Annotated in this window: 13 protein-coding genes; 7 read left to right on the top strand and 6 right to left on the bottom strand. The window is 65.6% G+C overall.

Annotated features, from left to right (window positions below):
* The first annotated feature begins 20 nt into the window (after positions 1-20).
* The gene (locus HMPREF0307_RS03710) at positions 21-875 is read left to right on the top strand and encodes an SDR family NAD(P)-dependent oxidoreductase (protein ID WP_066487486.1); all 855 of its coding nucleotides are present in this window, start codon (positions 21-23) and stop codon (positions 873-875) included.
* 24 nt (positions 876-899) lie between these two features.
* On the top strand, positions 900-2540 hold the full coding sequence (locus tag HMPREF0307_RS03705; RefSeq protein WP_066487482.1) for a peptide chain release factor 3: 1641 nt from the start codon (positions 900-902) through the stop codon (positions 2538-2540).
* Between the two features lie 18 nt (positions 2541-2558).
* Here HMPREF0307_RS03705 and HMPREF0307_RS03700 read toward each other — a convergent pair whose 3' ends face one another.
* Positions 2559-4061, bottom strand: coding sequence for a GntP family permease (locus HMPREF0307_RS03700; RefSeq protein ID WP_066487478.1), 1503 nt, complete (start codon positions 4059-4061; stop codon positions 2559-2561).
* 60 nt (positions 4062-4121) lie between these two features.
* On the opposite strand from HMPREF0307_RS03700, the gene HMPREF0307_RS03695 reads away from it, so the two are divergent.
* On the top strand, positions 4122-4709 hold the full coding sequence (locus HMPREF0307_RS03695) for a TetR/AcrR family transcriptional regulator (protein WP_066487475.1): 588 nt from the start codon (positions 4122-4124) through the stop codon (positions 4707-4709).
* Between the two features lie 31 nt (positions 4710-4740).
* Here the strand turns inward: HMPREF0307_RS03695 and mmsB are convergent, their stop codons facing one another.
* Positions 4741-5619, bottom strand: a complete 879-nt coding sequence (mmsB, locus tag HMPREF0307_RS03690) for a 3-hydroxyisobutyrate dehydrogenase (RefSeq protein ID WP_066487472.1) — start codon at positions 5617-5619, stop codon at positions 4741-4743.
* 16 nt (positions 5620-5635) lie between these two features.
* Positions 5636-7150 carry a CoA-acylating methylmalonate-semialdehyde dehydrogenase gene (locus HMPREF0307_RS03685; protein ID WP_066487470.1) on the bottom strand — a complete coding sequence of 505 codons (1515 nt, stop codon included), beginning with the start codon at positions 7148-7150 and terminating at the stop codon, positions 5636-5638.
* A gap of 179 nt (positions 7151-7329) precedes the next feature.
* Here HMPREF0307_RS03685 and HMPREF0307_RS03680 point away from each other — a divergent pair, with 179 nt between their 5' ends.
* Positions 7330-9948, top strand: coding sequence for a GNAT family N-acetyltransferase (locus HMPREF0307_RS03680; RefSeq protein WP_066487541.1), 2619 nt, complete (start codon positions 7330-7332; stop codon positions 9946-9948).
* Between the two features lie 9 nt (positions 9949-9957).
* Entirely contained in the window at positions 9958-11085 is a 1128-nt protein-coding gene (locus HMPREF0307_RS03675) for an acetoin utilization protein AcuC (RefSeq protein ID WP_066487462.1), read from the top strand.
* Here HMPREF0307_RS03675 and HMPREF0307_RS12850 read toward each other — a convergent pair.
* The 3 genes from HMPREF0307_RS12850 to HMPREF0307_RS03665 form a co-directional block, all read right to left on the bottom strand.
* Positions 11082-11225, bottom strand: coding sequence for a hypothetical protein (locus HMPREF0307_RS12850; RefSeq protein WP_156435899.1), 144 nt, complete (start codon positions 11223-11225; stop codon positions 11082-11084). The genes HMPREF0307_RS03675 and HMPREF0307_RS12850 overlap by 4 nt on opposite strands.
* Before the next feature lie 73 nt (positions 11226-11298).
* A complete protein-coding gene (locus HMPREF0307_RS03670; protein WP_066487455.1) occupies positions 11299-12045 on the bottom strand; it encodes an SDR family NAD(P)-dependent oxidoreductase in 747 nt (248 codons plus the stop codon).
* A 9-nt stretch (positions 12046-12054) separates the two neighbouring features.
* A complete protein-coding gene (locus HMPREF0307_RS03665; protein ID WP_066487447.1) occupies positions 12055-13263 on the bottom strand; it encodes an acyl-CoA dehydrogenase family protein in 1209 nt (402 codons plus the stop codon).
* A gap of 159 nt (positions 13264-13422) precedes the next feature.
* Here HMPREF0307_RS03665 and HMPREF0307_RS03660 point away from each other — a divergent pair, with 159 nt between their 5' ends.
* Positions 13423-14001 (top strand): TetR/AcrR family transcriptional regulator, encoded by a 579-nt coding sequence (locus HMPREF0307_RS03660; RefSeq protein ID WP_066487445.1) that lies wholly within the window; start codon positions 13423-13425, stop codon positions 13999-14001.
* Positions 14002-14147: 146 nt separating this feature from the next.
* Positions 14148-15893: an AMP-binding protein gene (locus tag HMPREF0307_RS03655; protein ID WP_066487443.1), complete on the top strand. Its 1746-nt coding sequence runs from the start codon at positions 14148-14150 to the stop codon at positions 15891-15893.

Here is a 15893-nt window from a genome sequence, read left to right as displayed (position 1 = left end):
CACGCGTAATCTCGACAACCATGAGCGACCAGACTGCATCCAAGACGATTGTCATCACCGGCGCCTCGGACGGCATCGGCGCCGCCGCGGCCCGCAAGCTGCAGCGCATGAACAACAAGCACACCCTCGTCATCGTCGGTCGCAACCCGGAGAAGACCCGGGCCGTCGCGAGCGAAATCGGCGCGCGCTACCACCTCGCGGACTTTGAGTCCTTGGGCCAGGTCCGCCGTCTCGCCGAGGAACTGCAAGACTTGGGCCACATCGATGCCCTCGCCAATAACGCGGGCGGCGTCTTTGACGGCCCCTTCCGCACCGCAGATGGCTTCGAGCGCACGTGGCAGGTCAACGTCGTCGCCCCCTTCCTGCTCACCTCGCTCCTGCGCGAACAACTCACCCCGGACCCAGAGCTGGGAAAGGAAGCGGCGACGGTGGTGCAGACGGCATCGGTAGCAAACATGCTCATGAGCAACTTCGATGCCGCGGACCCCAATACCTTCCAGAACTTCAGCCGCGAGCGCGCCTACGGCAACGCGAAGCTGGGCGATATCCTGCTCGCGAGATATCTCGCGAGTAAAGGACTCAACGCCGTGGCCTTTCACCCTGGCGTGCTCGCCACGAACTTCGCGCAGTCCGGCACGGGCGCGGTGCAAAAGATCTACGCGTCGAAGCTCGCTCACCGCTTCTTTGGCAAGCCATCTTCCGGCGGCGATAACTTGGCGTTCTTCCTCCTCGGCACGCCCGGCGTGCACTTCGAGCCGGGCGAGTATTACAACGACAAACGGCGTCCAGGCCTGCAACGTCCCATCGCGAAGAAGCTCTCCGTGGCGCGCCGCCTCTTTGACGATCTCGGCCGCCGGCTGAATGTGGAATGGTAAGTCCCTCCCGCTAAGGTAGAGGCCATGAGTTCTTCCACCGTGGCCAATGAGGCCTCCCGTCGCCGCACCTTCGCCGTCATCGCCCACCCGGATGCCGGTAAGTCGACGCTCACGGAGGCCTTGGCCCTCCATGCGCACGTCATCAACGAGGCCGGCGCGGTCCACGGCAAGGGCAACCGCAAGGCCACGGTCTCTGACTGGATGGAGATGGAGAAGGACCGCGGTATTTCCGTCGCGTCCTCGGCTCTTCAGTTCGAATACGCACCTGAAGACCATGAAGGGGAACCCTTCATGATCAACCTCGTCGATACCCCTGGCCACGCGGACTTCTCTGAAGATACCTACCGCGTGCTCACCGCCGTCGACGCCGCAGTCATGCTTATCGATGCCGCCAAGGGCCTCGAGCCCCAGACCCTCAAGCTCTTCCGCGTCTGTAAGGCCCGCGGCCTGCCCATCATCACGGTGATCAACAAGTGGGACCGCGTCGGCCGCGAGCCGCTCGAGCTGGTCGACGAAATCGTCAACGAGATCCAGCTCCAGCCCACTCCGCTCTACTGGCCGGTGGGCATCGCGGGTGATTTCAAGGGCCTGGCCCACATCAACTCGGACGGCGAGGCGGACGAGTACATCCACTTCATCCGCACCGCCGGCGGCTCCACCATCGCTCCGGAGGAGCACTTCCAGCCTGCCGATGCCGCCACGCGCGAAGGCTCCGATTGGGACACCGCCGTGGAGGAAGCCGAGCTGCTCGCCATGGACGGCGCGCTCCACGACCAGGAGTTGTTTGAGCAGTGCGTCACCTCGCCGCTCATCTTCGCCTCCGCGATGCTCAACTTCGGCGTCCACCAGATTCTCGATACCCTCTGCGCCATCGCCCCGGCCCCGCGCTCCCGCGAGTCCGATCCCAAGGCCGTCGAGGCATCCACCACCGCCATCGACGAGGTCCGCGAGGTCACCGATGACTTCTCCGGCGTCGTCTTCAAGGTGCAGGCCGGCATGGACCGCAAGCACCGCGACAACCTGGCGTTCATGCGCGTCGTCTCCGGCGAGTTCGACCGCGGCATGCAGGTCACCCACGCCCAATCAGGCCGCAGCTTCTCCACGAAGTATGCGCTCACCGTCTTCGGCCGCACGCGCGACACCATCGACACCGCCTACCCGGGCGATATCGTGGGCCTCGTCAACGCCGGCTCACTCGCTCCCGGCGACACCATCTACAACGGCCGCAAGGTCCAATTCAAGCCCATGCCCCAGTTCGCGCCCGAGGCGTTCCGCATCCTGCGTGCCAAGTCGCTGGGCGACTACAAGGCGTTCCGCAAGGGCTTGGACCAGCTCGCCGCCGAGGGCGTCGTGCAGATCCTGCGCAACGACATCCGCGGCGACGCCGCCCCCGTCATGGCCGCCGTCGGCCCCATGCAGTTCGAGGTCATGCAGGCCCGCATGGAAGTCGAGTACAACGTCGAGACCGTCACCGAACCCATCCCCTACTCCGTCGCCCGCCGCACCGACGCTGCCTCCGCCGAGGAACTCGGCCGCCAGCGCGGCGTGGAAATCTTCACCCGCACCGACGGCGAGCTCATCGCGCTGTTCGGCGATAAGTGGAAGCTCGCCTTCGTGGAGAAGGAACACCCGGACCTCACGATGGAGCCGCTCGTCGCGGACTAACCTGCGGCGCAGAAGATTTTAGGACAAGCCAGGAATCACGGCGTTGAGTCCCAGCATGATGGCCAACGTCGCGAGCGGGATGATGATGGTCACGACGGCCACGTCCTTGTAGGACAGGCGGTGAGTCATGCCGCAGACCATGAGCATGGTGAGCACCGCACCGTTGTGCGGCAGCGAGTCGAAGCTCACGGAGGCCATGGCGGTCACGCGGTGCATAAGCTCCAAGCTAATGCCTTGCTCCGTGGCCAGCTGCGCGAGCTGTTCGCCGAGGGTTTCCATGGTGATGGACAAGCCTCCGGAGGACGAGCCGGTGATGCCGGAGATGACCGCGGTGGACACGGTGGAGACCACGAGCGCGTTATCCGCGATGCCGAGCATGTTGTTCTTGATAACGGCGAAGACGGCCAGCGCCGCGATGACGGCACCGTAGCCGACCTCAGACGCGGTAGTAAAACACGGGAGGATGGCGTTCTTCGCGCCTTCGGAAAGTTCTTTGAGCGAGGTGCTCACGCGCGAGGGGAACATCGCGATGATGACCACGACGGCGAGCGCCAGGGCGATGGTCGGCGACCAGATACCGAGCAGCGCCTTGAGAGAGGTCTCGCCGTATTTTTCTGCGGCGAGGTAGTCGGCGGTCCAGGACTTGGAGAAGAAGTAGACAATCGCGAAGTTCACCACGATGACCACGAGAATGGGCAACAGGCCCAGCATGCCTTGGACCTTGACGGACGGTTCCTTGATGCCCAGCGGCGCGTGGGTGGTGAGGTGACCACCGGAGTTGGTGTCGAAGGACTCGCCGCCGATGTCGACGGAGGCTTCGTCGCCAGTATCGCCGATGCCCTCGGGCGTCGGGATGACGTTGCCCTTTGCGTCGATGGGCTCGAAGCGCTCGCCGCCGCGCTGGAGTTGCTTAATGCGGAACTCGAGCCAGGCCATACCGGCCACCAGCATGAGGAGGGCCGAGAGGATGCCAAACACCGGCGCGGCGTACGTATTCGTGCCAAAGTAGCTCGTCGGAATGGCGTTGTGAATCTGTGGGGAGCCCGGCAACGCGGCGAGCGCGAAGGTGATGGTGCCCAGCGCGATGGCGCCGGGCATAAGCCGCTTGGGGATGCCGGTTTCTTTAAAAAGCGCGGTCGCAATCGGCACGATGGTAAAGGCCACGACCCACGCGGAGACGCCGCCGTAGGTAAGCAGTGCGGTGGCGATAACAGTGGAGAGCATCGCACGTTTCGGCCCGAAGAGCGCGGTGATACCGCGGGCGAGGTAGCGCGCCAGGCCTGTCGAGGTCATGAGGTAGCCAAAGATCGCGCCGAAGAGGAAGAGCGGGAAATACTTCCCAATGAACCCAGCGAGCGCCGGCATGAAGATCTGGGTGTACGTGCCCATGACCGGTTCGCGGGCAAAGAGCACCGCAATGAGCGCGGCGGCGGGGCCGACGACGACCACGGAGTGGCCACGATAAGCGAAGACGACAAGGAATATGAGCGAGAGGACCACGCCTATGAGCGAGATGACCATCGAAAGAACCTTCCTAGAAAAGCATCGTGCGCCCGCGGGGCGGGCGCTACGATAAGCGACATGGATACAGGCCCGGCACAGGAGCCGAACGAGGTAAAGCCGAGCGCGCGGGAGCGGATTTTGGAATGCTCGCGCGTGCTCTTTAGTGAGCACACGTTCGCGCAGGTCTCACTCAAAGACATCGCGGAGGCTGCGGGCGTGTCCGTGGCGCTCGTGGTCAAGCACTTTGGTAACAAGGACAGCCTCTTCGAGGCCACCGTGGATTTCACGGCTTCTTCGGCCGCGCTGTTTGCCGGACCGTTTGGGGAGCTCGGGCGGACCGCGGTCATCGAAACGCTCACGGCCCCACACAATGCGCCCTACTCGATGGCGCGGACCATCTCCGTGGCCGCGGGTGCCCCGGAGAGCCTCAACGCGATTGGCAAGCGCATCAAGTCAGACCTGCTGCAAGTACTCGCCCAGCGCATCCGGGACGAGGCCCCGCACCCGAGTCCTTCGCCGGAGTTGCGGGCGCAATCGGCGGTGGCGCTGCTCATGGGTTTGAGCTTCATGCGCCGCTTCGGGGATACGGAATTCGAGGCCTTCCACACGGACACGCTCATCGAGTATTACGCGCCCGTCCTCCAGGAGATGCTGGACGGGCACTAGCCGGAACGCTGCGCGCCCCGGCTAGCATTAACTACGTCGCGCGCACGTCGTTGATAATCGCGCCGAAGTCGAGGCCGCCGTGGCCTTCGTCCACGAGCTTTGTGTACTGCTGGGTGGCAATCTTGCCCAGGACGGTATCGGTCTTCGTCTCCTCCGCCGCGGCCATGGCGAGCTTCAGATCCTTGAGCATGAGCGCTGCGGCGAAGCCCGGCTTGAAGTCGTTGTCGCCCGGCGAGCCCGGCACGATGTCCGGCACCGGCGCGTTGACGGTGAGCGACCAGGAGTTACCCGTCGCGTTGGAGACCACGTCGTAGAAGGCCTGGTGGTCGAGGCCGAGGCGCTCGCCCAAGACAAGGGCTTCGGACAGGGCAATCTGCTGGATGGCCAGAATCATGTTGTTGCAGGCCTTGACAGCCTGACCGTTGCCGGTCTGGCCGCAGTGCGTCACGGACTTGCCCATGGCCTCAAGTACCGGCTTGACCTTGTCGAAGTCCTCCTTCTCGCCGCCGACCATAAAGGCCAAGGTGCCGTTGGCGGCGCCCGCCATGCCGCCGGAGACTGGGGCGTCGAGGAAGCGAGAGCCGACGGCGGAGACGGCATCGGCAAGCTCGCGGGCTTCGGAAACGGCGATGGTGGAGACATCGACGAAGATCGGGGCGGTATCCTCGGCCGCGATGATGGGCTCGAGGACCTGCTTGACCAGGCCGCCGTTAGGCAGGCTGGTGATGACGATGTCAGCGCCCTGGGCGGCCTCCTCAGCCGAAGCGATGATCTCCACGCCGTTGTCCGCGGCGCGCTCGCAGGCCTCCTCCACGACGTCGAAGCCGCGGACCGTGTGACCTGCCTTGACCAGGTTGGCGGCCATGCCGCCGCCCATGTTGCCTAGGCCGATGAATGCGATGGTGCTCATTGAAATCAGTCCTTTCTTACATGACCGGCATGGTGAACTGCGGGCCAGCGTTCTGGTCATCCGGCCAGCGCGAGGTGACGGTCTTGGTCTTGGTGTAGAAGCGGAAGGCGTCCGGGCCGTGCTGGTTGAGATCGCCGAAGCCGGAGGCCTTCCAGCCGCCGAAGGTGTGGTAAGCGATGGGGACCGGGATGGGGACATTGACGCCCACCATGCCGACGTTGATGTTCTTCACGAAGTCGCGCGCCGCGCCGCCGTTCTGGGTGAAGATGGCGACGCCGTTGCCGTACATGTGGTCGTTCGGGTAGGAGATGGCTTCCTCGAGGGTCTCCACGCGGACCATGGAGAGGACCGGGCCAAAGATTTCCTCGGTGTAGATGGACATGTCTGCGGTGACGTTGTCGAAGAAGGAGGGCCCGCAGTAGAAGCCACCCGCGAGGGACTCACCCTCGAATTCCTTGCCGGACATGTCGATGTCGCGGCCGTCGACGACGAGGTCAGCGCCAGCCTCGACGCCCTCGCCGATGAGGCGATTGACGCGGTCGCGGGCATCCGCGGTGACGAGCGGGCCGTAGTCCGCCTCCGGGTCAAGGCAGTGTCCGACCTTGAGGTCCGGGATCTTGCGGATGAGCGCCTCGCGGAGCTTATCGGCGGTCTCCTTGCCCACGGGAACGACGACGGACAGCGCCATGCAGCGCTCGCCGGCCGCGCCGAAGGCGGCACCAGCCAAGGCATCCGCGGTGGCCTCGATGTCCGCGTCCGGCAGGACGATGGCGTGGTTCTTCGCGCCGCCGAAGCACTGGGCGCGCTTGCCGTTGGCCGCGCAACGCTCGTAAATGTAGTTCGCAATCGGGGTGGAGCCCACGAAGCCGACGGCCTTGATGGTCGGATTGTCGAGCAGCGCGTCGACGGCTTCCTTGCCGCCGTGGACGACGTTGAAGACGCCTGCCGGACCGCCGGCCTCGATGAAGAGCTCGGCGAGGCGGACCGGAACCTCCGGGTCGCGCTCGGAGGGCTTGAGGACAAACGCGTTGCCGGAGGCGAGCGCCGGGCCAGCCTTCCACAGCGGGATCATGGCTGGGAAGTTAAACGGCGTAATACCCGCGACGACGCCGAGCGGCTGACGCAGGGAGTAGGTGTCAATGCCGGTGCCGACCTCGGTGGAGTACTCGCCCTTGAGCTGGTGCGGCGCGCCGAGCGCAAACTCGAGGACATCGACACCGCGCAGGACGTCGCCCTTGGCATCCTCGAAGGTCTTACCGTGCTGCAGAGAGAGCGTGCGGGCCAACTCATCCATGTTGGCGTGGATGAGGCGAATCCACTCCATGATGACGCGGACGCGCTTTTGCGGGTTCATCGCCGCCCACGTCGGCTGGGCCTTCTCGGCCTCCGCGACAACGTGGTCGACGTCCGCCGTGTTCGCCAGCGCCACTGCGGCCTGCTCCTGGCCGGTAGACGGGTTGAGGACCGGCTGCGTGTTGCCGGTCGTGCCCTCCCAGGCCTCACCGTTGACGTAGTGGTGAATGGTGTACATAGCGGACTCCTTTGCATCCAGATTGGGGTTTCGTTGCCTTTCACCCTAACGAGACACACGTCACAAAACTATCTTTCGCGAGAGCTGAACCACTGTTTACCCCTGGAGTGACCCCAGTGTCATGGGATTTCGCCCAAACCCCTGGGGTGAACGCCATTCACTGGCTAAAGTGGGACGGCATGAAGCCCGAAAACAGCAGGTATACAGCCTGGGACGCGGATGTCATCTTGAACGACGGCACCATCGCCACGCTGCGCGCCGTCCGGGATACGGACCGCGCGGGCCTCGTGGAGTTCTTTGGTCGCGTCTCCGATCACTCCAAGTATCTGCGCTTTTTCGGCACCCACCCCGAGCTCACCAACGAGGACCTGGACCGCTGGCTCGACACGCGCGGCTATAACAAGGTCACCCTCGTCGTCGAGGAGCGCGGGGACATCGTGGCCGTGGCTGGGTACGGGATTGTCGAGTCGCTCCTGCCCGCCCGCGTGGGCGACGTGTCCTTCCTCGTTCAGGACTCCCACCACGGCAAGGGCGTGGGCAATATCCTGCTCGAGCACCTCGCCGAAATCGGCCGCGAAGGCGGCGTCGAGCGCTTCTTCGCGGAGATGCTCACCCAAAACCGCCAGATGGCGCAGGTCTTCATCCGCGCGGGCTACTCCGCCAAGCCGGAGCTCGCGGACGGCTACATCAGCGTGGACTTCCGGATTGAGCCCAACGCCACCTCCCGCGAGGTCATGGAGCGCCGCGAGCTGCGCGCCGAGTCCAGCTCCATCCGCCGTCTCCTCAATCCCACCCACGTAGCTACCGTCGGCGACGCCCCCGCCACCTTCCACGGCCCCACCAGCTCCCTCGCCCAGCTTTCCGATGCCCCCTCCCCCGACGCCGCCATCCCCGGCGGCCTCGTTGTCGCCCCGACCGGCACCGACCCGGGCCCGCTCATGGACGCGGCCTCCGCGGTCCATGCGGCCGGCGTCGTGCTCGTCTCCCGCAGCCAAAACCCAGGCCTCGCGGGAGAGGCCTCCCGCGCCGTCGTTCTCGCCGCCCGCGACCATGGGCTGCGCGCCCTGGGCCCGGCCTCGTTGGGCATTATCAACACGGATCCAGACGTGCGGCTCAACACGACACCCGCGCCGATGCCGCGGGCGGGCCGCACCGGTCTTTTTACCCAGTCCGCGGGCGTCGCGACGCTCACGCTTTCCCACGCGCTCGCCCGCGGAGTCGGCCTATCCACCTTCATCGCGGCCGGCTCCTTCGCGGATGTCACGGGCAACGACGTCATTCAGTTCTGGAGCGACGACGAGCGCACGCAGGTCTGTCTGCTCTCCCTCGACACGGTGGGTAACCCCCGCAAATTCTTCCGCGTGCTGCGTCGCCTCGCCCTAGAGAAGCACGTCGTGGTCTTCCTGCCGTCGCGTGCGCTCCACTCGGCGCGCTATGCCGCAGCCCCAGACGACGTCGCCGTCACCCAGCCCGCCGCGCCCATCGCGGCCCTCGACGAGGTCATCGAGCAGACCGGCGCCATGGTCGTCACCCGGCGCGACGCCATGTACGACATCGCGCAGCTGCTTGCCCGCCAGCCCGTCCCCCAAGGCCCACGCGTCGCGGTCATCTCCAATTCGGCGGGGCTCACTCGCCAGATGGAAGGCGCCGCCGGTCGCTTCGGCCTGCGCGTCCGCGGCACCACCGTCATGGGCGAGCCCGTCGCCAGCATCCGCGACGCCGTGGCACAGGCTCTCGCGGACCCCGCTGTCGATGCGGTGCTCACCGCCGTCGTGGAAATCGGCGAGTTCATCACCAAGGATGCCCGCGCGCAGCTCACCGAGCTCGCTGCCGGGCCCGCCCTCGAGCACGCCACCCCGCTCATCGCCTCCTTCGTGGGCTTCGACCTCCCGTCCGAGGACCACACCGGCGAGGAAACCCAAGGCCAGCTGCCCGTCTTCGCCACGTACGCGGACGCGCTCGAGGCTCTCGCCACCATCCTCCACAACGAAAAGCGCCGCACGCTCGCCCGCCCCACGCCCGAGGATCAACTGGCAGAACCCGGTGACGCCCACAGCGCCCGCGCGATCATCGCCGACATCCTCCGCGACTCCCCCACTGGCCGCTGGGCCACGGACGAGGAATGCATGGCTATCCTCGACGCCTTCGGCATCGACATCGTGCCGTGGACGCCGGCGCCCACCTTGGGCGAGGCCCTCCATGCCGCGGAATCCCACGGCTGGGACGTCGTTCTCAAGTGCACCTCCCCCATCGTGCGCGGCCGCTCCGAGCTGCCCACCGTCCTGCGCCACATCCGCACCCCTGAGGCCCTCACCCGCGCCTGGGACACGCTTACCCAACTCACCCGCGACCTCCACCTCGGCGAGGATCCCGGCGTCCTCGCCCCCGCCATCCAACGCACCGTGCCCGCCGGCGCCTCGCTCACCCTGCGCGCCATCGAGGATCCCGTCCTCGGCCCCATGGTCTCCGCCGGCATCGCGGGCCTGCCTACAGATCTCCTTGGCGACGTGTCGTGGCGCGTCCCGCCCCTGCGCCGCACCGACGCGCTCACCATGCTCAGCGAGCTGCGCGCCGCCCCGCTCCTTGCCGGCTACCAGGGCGCGAAGGCCCCGCAGCTCCATGGCGTCGAAGACGTCCTCATGCGCCTGACCGCTCTCAAAGACGAGCTCGTCCAAGTTGTCGACTGCGAGCTCACGCCCGTCATCGCGGGCCTCGACAGCACAGCCGTCGTCGGCGCGCGCCTGCGCGTGGCTCCCCTCGACGAACAACGCGACCCGCTCGCCCGGGCGCTGCGCTAGGAGACCACCATGAAGCCATTGCTCTTCAACGCCGAGGAAATGCGCCGCTACTCCCTCGGCCCTGACCATCCCATGGGCCCGGACCGCGTGCGCCTGGCCCACGAGCTCGCGGACTACTTCCACCTCACCGAGGAATTCGAGGTCGTCGAGCCCGCCGCCGCCACGACCGCCGAGCTCACCGCCGTCCACACCCCGGACTACATCACCGCCACGCGCCTCGAAGTCCCTGCCCGCCGCTTTGGCCTCGGCACGGAGGACAATCCCATCAGCCACGGTCTGTCCACCGTCGCCGCGAAGATCGCCGGCGCCTCGCTCCAGGCTACCCAGGCCGTGTGGGAGGGCCGCGCCCCGCGCGCGCTCAACCTCGCCGGCGGCCTTCACCACGCGTTCGCGGATTCCATGTCCGGCTTTTGCATGTACAACGACGCCGCCGTCGCCATCCAGTGGCTCCTCGACCAGGGCGCCACCCGCGTCGCCTACCTCGACCTCGACGCCCACCACGGCGACGGCGTCGAGCGCATCTTCTGGGACGATCCCCGCGTGCTCACTATCTCCGTCCACGAGTCCGGCCTCTACCTCTTCCCCCACACCGGCTTCGCGCACGACATCGGCGGCCCCGGTGCCGAGGGCACCGCCGTCAATATCGCCTTACCCCGCTCGCCTTCCGATGCCGCCTGGCTCCACGCCGTCCACGCCCTCATCCCCGCACTCCTCAGCCGCTTCCGCCCGCAGCTGCTCATCTCTCAGCATGGCGCCGATCCCCACGCGGCCGACCCGCTCGCCGACCTCGAGGTGAGCATCGACGCCATGGCGCATGCCTACCGCTCCGTCGCGACGTGGGCCGACCAATACGCCAACGGAAAGTGGGTCGCTCTCGGCGGCGGCGGATACAACCTCGACTCCGTCGCCCGCGCCTGGACGCACGTCGCCGCCGCCGTCGCTGGCGTGGACCTCGACCCGGCCGCGCCCATGCCTCAGGGCTGGCACGGCTCGGCGACTCTGGGCGACTTCGGGAGCGCACGCCCGGACTTTACAAAGTTCGACCCGCGCCAGGTCCTCGCCACGCGCCCCGAGCCCGCCGTCGTGCAGACCTCCCGCGCGGTCTTCCCCTACTGGGGGCTTCCCGCCTACGGCTAGGCCGTCGTACCCCGCCATTCTGCGGCGAGGATGCTGTAGCGCACCGAGCTTTCCGCCGCAGCACGCGAACGCGCATTCTGGTCTGCGACCTCGAAACCCAGGATGGATTCTGCGTAATACTGCAGGCGAAGAGAAGTCATGGTCTGAAAGAGCGCGAGCGTGAAAACGCAGAGAAACCCGGAGCACCTGCCCCGGGTTTCCCTGCGTGACGCTCTAGCGCGGCGGCATGCGCAGCGCGCCGTCCAAACGGATGGTCTCGCCGTTGAGATAGTTATTCTCCGCCATGGAGATGGCCAGCTGGGCGAACTCCTCGGGCTTGGCCAGTCGCGAGGGGAACTGCACGGTGGCCTCGAGCTGCTGCTTGAACTCGGGCGTAATCTGCTCCATCATCGGTGTCGCCACGACGCCGGGTGCAATCGCGTTGACGCGGATGCCCTGCGACGCGAGGTCGCGCGCAGCCGTAATCGAGAGCGCATGGACCGCACCCTTGGACGCAGCGTACGCGGCCTGCCCCACCTGCCCCTCAAACGCGGCGACGGAGGCGGTATTAATGATGACGCCGCGCTGGCCGTCCTCGTCGACTGGCTCAGTCGCGGCCATGGCCTCGGCCGCCGCAGTCATGACGTGGAACGTACCCATCAAGTTGATATTGATAGTCTTCGCAAAGAGGTCTGGGTCGTGCGGCCCCTTGCGACCGAAGATGCGCGCCGAGGGGCAGATGCCGGCGCAGTTGATGGCGAGACGCAAGGGGGCATCGGCATGCTGGGCGGCCTGAACGGCCTCGCGGACGGCGGCAGCGTCGGTGACGTCGACCTCGGCGAACTCCACGCCGTCATACTCCGGGGCACGAAGATCAAAGGCCGTGACGCGCACGCCACGCTGAATAAACGCCTGAGCCGTCGCGGCGCCGAGGCCGGACGCACCGCCGGTGACGATGGCAGAAATGTTCTCGAGCTGCATAGTTTCTCCTTAGACGAATGCCGACACACCGGTGACGGCGCGGCCGACGATGAGCGAGTTGATATCGTAGGTGCCCTCGTAGGTAAAGAGGATCTCCGCGTCCGACATGAGCTTGGACAGGTCATACTCGGTGAGGATGCCGTTGCCGCCGCCGATATTGCGACCGGCCGCGGCGGATTCGCGCGCCAGGCGCGTGGTCGTGGCCTTGGCAAGTGCCGCGAAAGGCATCTCGAGTAGGCCCTTTTCCTGGACCTCGGCGACCTGCGCCATCATGGCGAGCGAGGCCGTTGCATTGCCGAGAATGCGCGCGAGCTGCTCCTGGACAAGCTGGAACTTCGCGATGGGGCGGCCGAACTGCTCGCGCTTGACGGCGTACTCGCGGGCCTTGTCGAAGATGCCCAGCTGGATACCGGCACCCTGCCAGCCCACCCAGGCGCGGGAGTAGCACAGGAAGTCGTTGACGTTGGCAAAAGTCTCCGCGCCCGGGATGAGGTTCTCGTGCGGGATAACGACATTGTCGTAGTTGATGTCCGCGTTTTGCATGATGCGCAGGCCCATCTTGCGGGCAATCTTCTGCGTCGTCACGCCCTCGCGGTTGTGCTCGACGATGAACGCCTTGATGTCGTTGTCCGCGATGTCGCGGGCGAAGCAGATGGAGAAGTCCGCGAATGTACCCGCGCCGATCCAGCGCTTGGCGCCGTTGATGACCCAGCCCTCCGCGGTCTTTTCTGCGGTGGTGGCCAGACCGCCGGCGATATCGGAGCCGTGGTCCGGCTCCGTAAGCGCGAAGCAGCCCACTTTCTCAAACTGGCGCAGACCCGGCAGCCATTCCTTCTTCTGTGCGTCCGAGCCCAGCTTATCGATGAGCCCGACCACGAGCTCGTTGTGAATGCCCACGAGCGCCGAGAGCGACACGTCCGCGCGCGTTACCTCGGCGTAGACGAGACCGCGGTAGAGACGCGAGGTGCCCGAGAGCTCGATCTCGCCGAGGCCGTGTGCGGCCATCTTGGGCAGCAGGTCGAAAGGCAGCTCTTCTCGGTCCCAGAACTCGCCCACCACGGGGCGAATCTCGGTCTGAAGGAACTCGTGGATGGTGGCGAGCTTGGCCTGCTCGTCTTCGGGCAGTCGATCCGCGACGCCCAGGATGTCCGCGTGCGGGTACTTGATGCCGGCGAGGTGCGCGCCGAGTGGGTGGGAAGAATCAAGAATCGGTGGCATGAAGTGCTCCCTAGGTCCGAAGGGATAGTACGATTATGTTTAAAATCGTACAGTACGGCGTGGCCCACGTCACGTCTTCTGGGTGGAAATTTTCCCCCACGCGTTCCCCAACCTAGAGTTAACGCAGGTAAACCGCGAAACACAGACAGGACCTAGCCCATGCCCGAGAACGCCACACGCCCGCTCACCGCGCGCCAACGCGAGCTTTTTACCGCGCTCCTCACAGACTTCCTGGCCGAGGGTTTCGAGTCCTTCACCATCGACGACGCCACCAAGCGCTACCACTGCTCCAAGTCCACTATCTACGCCCTGGGCAAAACCCGCGACGCCATCATCCGCCGCGTGCTCGTGAGCTTCTTCAAAGAAATCACCCGCCGCACAGACCCCGAGGCGAACCGCACGACAAGCGCCGCCCGCGCACTGGAGGACTATTTCACGGCAATGACCAGCGCACTCGCCCCCGCGAGCACTGCCTTCATGCGCGATCTTGCCACCGAACCCGTCGCCCAGGAGGTCTACGCACTCAACACCTCCGGCGCGACGCAGACCATCCGCACGCTCCTCGAGCGCGGCGTCGCAGCAGGCGAATTCCGCGCTGAATCCGTGGCGTTTACCTCGCTGGTCATCCAGCGCACCATGGCCGATATCCAGCAGGGCGCCTACACGGAAGCACTCGCCCCCGCCGCGGCCTATCACGCGTTGGGACAACTCGTCCTCCACGGGATTCTCGAGCGTTAGCGCGACTATTTTTATTAGCTGTACTGCGGAAACAAAAAATACTTTGACAATTGCCTAGCCATTACTTCGAATTCGAACTATGGTGAGTTGGGACGCAGGTCACAATTATTTTCCACTAGGACCCCCGACACTTCTCGAGGAGCATCATGACTACTGTTTCCAGCCCCAGCGTTACCGAGCAGTTCCGCGCCGCCCGCGACCAGCTTGTTTCCGTACAGACCGATTACGAAGCCGCTCGCGCGAACTTCGAATGGCCGCGCTTCGAGCACTTCAACTTCGCCCTCGATTGGTTTGATCACCTGGGCACCGAGGCCGAGTCGAAGGACCGCGAGGCCCTCGTCATCTGCGAGCAGGACGGTACGTCCACCCGCCGCACCTTCGCCGAGCTTTCCGCCCGCTCGAGCCAGCTCGCTAATTGGCTCACGGAGCAGGGCGTCAAGCGCGGTGACCGCGTCATGCTCATGCTCAACAACCAGGTCGAGCTGTGGGAATCCATGCTTGCCTGCATCAAGGCCGGCTTCGTCCTCAACCCCGCCACGGCGATGCTCGGTACGGTTGACCTCCAGGACCGTACCGATCGCGCCGATATCTCATGGGTCATCGCCAACGGCGAGGACGCCGCCAAGTTCCAGGACGTCACGGGTGAGTTCACCATGATCCAGGTCGGCGACGCCCCGGACGCACAGTCCAGCCACCCGACGCTGCGCTATTCCGATAGCTACTCCGCTTCCGAGACCTACACGCCCACCCAGGAGACCCCGGCGGACGAGACGCTCCTGCTCTACTTCACGTCTGGCACGACGTCCAAGGCCAAGCTCGTGGAGCACACCCACACCTCGTACCCCGTCGGCCACCTCACCACCATGTATTGGATCGGCCTCGAGCCGGGCGACGTACACCTCAACGTCGCGGCACCCGGCTGGGCCAAGCACGCATGGTCCAATTTCTTTGCGCCGTGGATCGCGGGCGCGACGGTCTTCCTCTACAACTACACGCGCTTTGACGCCGCAGCCCTCATGGACAAGATGGAAGAAGAAGGCGTAACCAGCTTCTGCGCCCCGCCGACCGTGTGGCGCATGCTCGTCCTCGCCGATCTGAACCGCATGAAGACCCCGCCAAAGAAGCTCGTCGCCGCCGGTGAGCCGCTCAACCCGGAGCTCATCAACGCCATCGAGAATGCCTGGAAGACCTCCGTGCGCGACGGCTTCGGCCAGACGGAAACCACCCTCCAGATCGCCAACACCCCGGGCCAGAAGGTCAAGGCCGGTTCCATGGGTCGTCCGCTACCGGGCTTCGAGGTCGTCCTCATCGACCCTGCCACGGACGAGATTGGCGACACCGGCGAGATCTGTCTCAAGCTCGACCCGCGCCCTGTTGGGCTGACGCCGGGCTACTTCAACTTCCCGGAGAAGAACGAGGAAGTCTTCCGCGACGGTTACTACCACTCCGGTGACACGGCCGAGCGCGATGAGGACGGCTACATCTTCTACATCGGCCGTGCCGACGACGTCTTCAAGGCCTCGGACTACCGCCTCTCCCCGTTCGAGCTCGAGTCCGTTGTCATCGAGCACGCCGCCGTGGCTGAGGTCGCCGTCGTGCCCTCCCCGGATCCTATCCGTCTCGCGGTCCCCAAGGCTTACGTCGCACTCGCCCCGGGCTACGAGCCCACGGCCGAGACCGCCGAGGCCATCCTCAAGCACTGCCGCGACGGCCTCGCCCCCTACAAGCGGATCCGTCGCCTGGAGTTCTACGAGCTGCCCAAGACCATCTCCGGTAAGATTCGCCGCGTGGATCTACGCAAGCGCGAGACCGAAATCCACTCCGCCGACGGCGGCGAGACCAAGGCACAGACCGAGTTCGCGGATTCGGACTTCCCGAACCTGAAGGGCTAA

Origin of the sequence: Corynebacterium sp. DNF00584 (assembly GCF_001552965.1) — a bacterium.
Taxonomy (GTDB): Bacteria; Actinomycetota; Actinomycetes; order Mycobacteriales; family Mycobacteriaceae; genus Corynebacterium; species Corynebacterium phoceense.
Note: the sequence above shows the minus strand (reverse complement) of the source record. Positions and strands in the feature narration are given on the sequence as shown.

Excerpts from the sequence above, each read along its gene's own strand:
- HMPREF0307_RS03710 (WP_066487486.1), top strand. The coding sequence starts at position 21 with ATGAGCGACCAGACTGCATCCAAGACGATTGTCATCACCGGCGCCTCG.
- HMPREF0307_RS03705 (WP_066487482.1), top strand. The coding sequence starts at position 900 with ATGAGTTCTTCCACCGTGGCCAATGAGGCCTCCCGTCGCCGCACCTTC.
- HMPREF0307_RS03700 (WP_066487478.1), bottom strand. The coding sequence starts at position 4,061 with ATGGTCATCTCGCTCATAGGCGTGGTCCTCTCGCTCATATTCCTTGTC.
- HMPREF0307_RS03695 (WP_066487475.1), top strand. The coding sequence starts at position 4,122 with ATGGATACAGGCCCGGCACAGGAGCCGAACGAGGTAAAGCCGAGCGCG.
- mmsB (WP_066487472.1), bottom strand. The coding sequence starts at position 5,619 with ATGAGCACCATCGCATTCATCGGCCTAGGCAACATGGGCGGCGGCATG.
- HMPREF0307_RS03685 (WP_066487470.1), bottom strand. The coding sequence starts at position 7,150 with ATGTACACCATTCACCACTACGTCAACGGTGAGGCCTGGGAGGGCACG.
- HMPREF0307_RS03680 (WP_066487541.1), top strand. The coding sequence starts at position 7,330 with ATGAAGCCCGAAAACAGCAGGTATACAGCCTGGGACGCGGATGTCATC.
- HMPREF0307_RS03675 (WP_066487462.1), top strand. The coding sequence starts at position 9,958 with ATGAAGCCATTGCTCTTCAACGCCGAGGAAATGCGCCGCTACTCCCTC.
- HMPREF0307_RS12850 (WP_156435899.1), bottom strand. The coding sequence starts at position 11,225 with ATGACTTCTCTTCGCCTGCAGTATTACGCAGAATCCATCCTGGGTTTC.
- HMPREF0307_RS03670 (WP_066487455.1), bottom strand. The coding sequence starts at position 12,045 with ATGCAGCTCGAGAACATTTCTGCCATCGTCACCGGCGGTGCGTCCGGC.
- HMPREF0307_RS03665 (WP_066487447.1), bottom strand. The coding sequence starts at position 13,263 with ATGCCACCGATTCTTGATTCTTCCCACCCACTCGGCGCGCACCTCGCC.
- HMPREF0307_RS03660 (WP_066487445.1), top strand. The coding sequence starts at position 13,423 with ATGCCCGAGAACGCCACACGCCCGCTCACCGCGCGCCAACGCGAGCTT.
- HMPREF0307_RS03655 (WP_066487443.1), top strand. The coding sequence starts at position 14,148 with ATGACTACTGTTTCCAGCCCCAGCGTTACCGAGCAGTTCCGCGCCGCC.